Raw genomic sequence first — 3,507 nt, 5'->3', positions numbered from 1 at the left:
GGCATCAAGGTGGCGGTGAACCTGCGCTTCCCGGGACAGTATTACGATCAGGAAACGGGGTTGCACTATAATTACTTCAGGAACTATGATCCGGGAACGGGGCGCTATACTACCAGTGATCCGATTGGGTTGGCGGGGGGAAGTTTCTCAACGTACACCTATGTCGACAATGATCCTCTCAGCTACGTGGATCCAGATGGATTAGACAGGGAAGTGGTTTTCTGGTCTCCATTGCCTCATCTAGATTCTCTCGCTGGTCATGTTTCCTCTCGTGGTGGAAATGGTGAAAACAACTCTTTCGGACCGGAAGGATGGGATAAAACCTATCCCACTGCCGACGCATACATTGCACGTCAGACTGAAAACAATAAGCGAGTTGGGCTTGGCGTTGTTGTCGAATTAAATTCTAAGCAAGATGCAAAGTACGACAAATGTATGGCTGCGGCGAAAAGTAGTAATAGCTCGTACAACAAAGTGACTAACAATTGCACGTCATCTGCTCAAACATGTTTGATTAATGCGGGGATTCAATTTTCCACATCCATCTTGCCTGGTTCCTTCCAGCAAGAATTACTCAATAGTGGTTCAGTGAGGGCTATAAATTGGTACAAGCCGCCAAAATGAAACGAGCACTGTTCATTATTATCATTGGTGTCCTGTTGTTGATGCTATTTTGGCTATCTGTGGCAGGGTACGATATAGAGCTTTCATTAGATGCACCACTGTATCAGGATCATTTGAATATCCCGTTTGAGGACAGAAAGGTGTCAGCAAATATTAACAGAGGGGAAGTGCTTTCGGTCTATGGTTGTTTTGACAATAAGACTGATTTCTATTTTTACGTCATGCGTCCTAATGGGGTGTATGGTTATCTCTACGAGCTAAAATATAAAGCGGTAAAAAATTGGGTTCCGAGAATGGCAAAAGTTGATTACTTTTTTCGCGAACCGTTAGCCAATATTCAATGTTTGATTATGGTTCCAGAACTTTCACATTGACCGACATAATCTGATGTAATGTTCGCCACTTTTTATGTGTAGCCAGTGTAGATACTGTTATCCAAGCCAACCCCCATGCAAAGTTGGATCGAAATATTTTCCTGATTTAAGCACACCGAAGGCGACATGAATCAGCTTGCGTACCATAACCCCGAAGATGAGTTTGGGAGCTTTAACGAAGGCTGCAAGTTGTTCGTGGAAATATTTTCTCCATGTTGTTTTGTAAAATGTACCCATGACATTGAATGAAAGGGGCACAGACCACTGTCTACCACTATGACCTGCAAGGTCACCTGATTGCTGAAACCAGCGGTTCCGGCACCCCGATCCGCACCTATGTGTGGCGGGATGATACCCCGATCGCCCAGATCGAACACCAGCCCAGCCGCAAGATCTTCTATTATGAAGTGGATCATCTCAACACCCCGCGTGCGGCCATGGATGAAGCAGGCAAGGTGGTCTGGCGCTGGGAGTCTGATGCCTTTGGCACTACTGCTGCCAGTGAAGACCCGGATGGAGATGGTATCAAGGTGGCGGTGAATCTGCGCTTCCCGGGACAGTATTACGATCAGGAAACGGGGTTGCACTATAATTACTTCAGGAACTATGATCCTGGGACGGGCAGGTATACAACCAGTGATCCGATTGGGTTGGCGGGGGGCGTTAATACTTATACCTATGTGGGGGGAATCCGCTTTCGGATATTGATCCGTTCGGGCTAGAAGTAACTAGATGGGCGCGCCCTGCTGATCTTGGTCCAGGTGGAGTAGCAGGTCTACTTGTAGATCATCACTGGCTAAAGACTGATACTCTAGAAAGTGGTATGGGTCCTATGACTGGCGAAATTCCCGCTCAGAATGGTGAAAGTAGTCTGCCAGGTATTCCTGTGCAAACAAATGACCATACTGGACAGTCAAAGGAATCGAATGCCAAGCAGATACCAATACCATTTCCTGTAGATGAACAGTGCGTCAATTATGCTATTCGTTTAGGAAGAGCTTTAGGCAAGTTTGCGGCAGGCAACAACTGTCAGACGTTCGCGGATGATGTTCTGAACAAATGCCGGATTGATCCTAGATTAGGACACCCCAAAAATTGGGTATCAGGAAAAATATAATGAGTATTAAGTTTTGGGAGAAATCGATTTTCCGCTGGACATTATTAGTACTATCGGTGCTTGTGGCTATAGTATGTTTTTACTTCACTTTCGCGTATGGTTCACTATCTGTGGCACCATCGCTCTATCGCGAACGATATGAACTTCTTGCCAATAATAATTTGTATATTGGCATTACAAGTTTGTTGTTTGGCGTGTGCGCGTTCTTTTTTTTGAAGAGGAAAAGCAAAAAACGGTAACTTTGTTTTTTGTTTCCTCGCATAAGGGGCTATCGTTATAGTGCCGAATTATCTCTTTTTCTATTTTTCAGTAAATAAAAAGCCAATCCCTCCTGCAAACCTGAGTAAGTGACTCCTTGTAGCTGCTTTTCGGACCTTAGTAGACAGGGTTGTGGAGTTTAAAGTGGTTTTTATCCTGTTATGACATGGGGTAGTAAAGGAGCTACTGCTCTCAAATGGTGTGAAAAGGGTGATGTATGGAAGTTTGGAACAACAGTGAATCCCACTACACGCTATTCCCAAAGTTATTTAGATAATATTGGTGAGTTCGGCGTAAATTATTCTAAGGAATTCGGGGGGCCGTTGAAAGATGCGCTTTCTATAGAAGCCATGAAAATAAAAAATTATTTGTCGCAAACAGGCCACCTGCCACCAGGCAATAAAATGATTAAATAGAGAATGCACATGAGATTAAATATTTTGGGGGACTTCGATTCGGAGTCAGGTGTCGGTCAAGTTTTAGATGCGCTATCCGACAGTGGCTATCGGTCTTACTTCCAGGAAAAAGTTTACGGCACAGGTCTAATTGGGGTTACAGTCATAATGATGTGCCAAGATCCTAAATTGAAGTTAAAGCGGCGGGTGCGTTTATCGAAAACAGACAGGAAATTGTACATAGATATCATGCTTGATCTTTTAGAGATGAAAGGTGCAACCCCGAACAAGCGAAAGCGAATTGTCGTTGAGCGATTATCAAAAGAGGTTCCTGAAATTGTCTCAAAATACAAAATGGATGACTTCGATGGTGCTCGCTTTCTTGATGATTTTGAAATTTGGATTGTTCAGACGGGTTGGCTGGAACTAAATTGATGTTGCACTGAATCTCCCCATTATTAATCGACACTTCTGAGTCGTACACTTATGACTTAATGGAGCAGCCTGCGTAGGGCGCTATCTTTATTGTGTAAATGCGCCCCAAGGAGCACAGACCACCGTCTACCATTATGACCTGCAAGGTCACCTGATTGCCGAAACCAGCGGCACCGGCACCGGCACCCCGATCCGCACCTATGTGTGGAGGGATGATACCCCGATCGCCCAGATCGAACACCAGCCCAGCCGCAAGATCTTCTATTATGAAGTGGATCATCTCAACACCCCGCGTGCGGCCATG

8 protein-coding genes are annotated in these 3,507 nt (G+C 44.9%); 6 read left to right on the top strand and 2 right to left on the bottom strand.

The window, feature by feature from the left end; translation table 11 throughout:
• Together EDC63_RS18325 and EDC63_RS18320 are read left to right on the top strand one after the other, a co-directional pair.
• The coding region (locus EDC63_RS18325; protein WP_132920988.1) for an RHS repeat-associated core domain-containing protein at nucleotides 1-624 on the top strand (624 nt) is incomplete at its 5' end.
• Nucleotides 621-998, top strand: coding sequence for a hypothetical protein (locus EDC63_RS18320; protein WP_124946281.1), 378 nt, complete (start codon nucleotides 621-623; stop codon nucleotides 996-998). The genes EDC63_RS18325 and EDC63_RS18320, both read left to right, overlap by 4 nt.
• 57 nt (nucleotides 999-1,055) lie before the next feature.
• On the opposite strand, the gene EDC63_RS18645 is transcribed toward EDC63_RS18320, so the two are convergent.
• Nucleotides 1,056-1,235 (bottom strand): hypothetical protein, encoded by a 180-nt coding sequence (locus EDC63_RS18645; RefSeq protein WP_124946279.1) that lies wholly within the window; start codon nucleotides 1,233-1,235, stop codon nucleotides 1,056-1,058.
• Between the two features lie 8 nt (nucleotides 1,236-1,243).
• Between EDC63_RS18645 and EDC63_RS19105 the strand changes: the two genes are divergently transcribed.
• From EDC63_RS19105 to EDC63_RS18300, 4 genes are all read left to right on the top strand, one after another.
• Nucleotides 1,244-1,720, top strand: coding sequence for an RHS repeat-associated core domain-containing protein (locus EDC63_RS19105; protein WP_132920987.1), 477 nt, complete (start codon nucleotides 1,244-1,246; stop codon nucleotides 1,718-1,720).
• A gap of 110 nt (nucleotides 1,721-1,830) precedes the next feature.
• The gene (locus EDC63_RS18940) at nucleotides 1,831-2,115 is read left to right on the top strand and encodes a hypothetical protein (protein WP_124946276.1); all 285 of its coding nucleotides are present in this window, start codon (nucleotides 1,831-1,833) and stop codon (nucleotides 2,113-2,115) included.
• A 419-nt stretch (nucleotides 2,116-2,534) separates the two neighbouring features.
• Nucleotides 2,535-2,789 carry a hypothetical protein gene (locus EDC63_RS18305; protein WP_124946274.1) on the top strand — a complete coding sequence of 85 codons (255 nt, stop codon included), beginning with the start codon at nucleotides 2,535-2,537 and terminating at the stop codon, nucleotides 2,787-2,789.
• Nucleotides 2,790-2,798: 9 nt separating this feature from the next.
• Nucleotides 2,799-3,203 carry a hypothetical protein gene (locus tag EDC63_RS18300; protein WP_124946272.1) on the top strand — a complete coding sequence of 135 codons (405 nt, stop codon included), beginning with the start codon at nucleotides 2,799-2,801 and terminating at the stop codon, nucleotides 3,201-3,203.
• Nucleotides 3,204-3,252: 49 nt separating this feature from the next.
• Here EDC63_RS18300 and EDC63_RS18295 read toward each other — a convergent pair.
• Nucleotides 3,253-3,507, bottom strand: a 255-nt coding sequence (locus EDC63_RS18295) for a hypothetical protein (RefSeq protein ID WP_223272303.1), incomplete at its 5' end; no start/stop codon positions are given.

This window comes from Sulfurirhabdus autotrophica (genome assembly GCF_004346685.1).
GTDB classification, from domain to species: domain Bacteria; phylum Pseudomonadota; class Gammaproteobacteria; order Burkholderiales; family SMCO01; genus Sulfurirhabdus; species Sulfurirhabdus autotrophica.
Note: the sequence above shows the minus strand (reverse complement) of the source record. Positions and strands in the feature narration are given on the sequence as shown.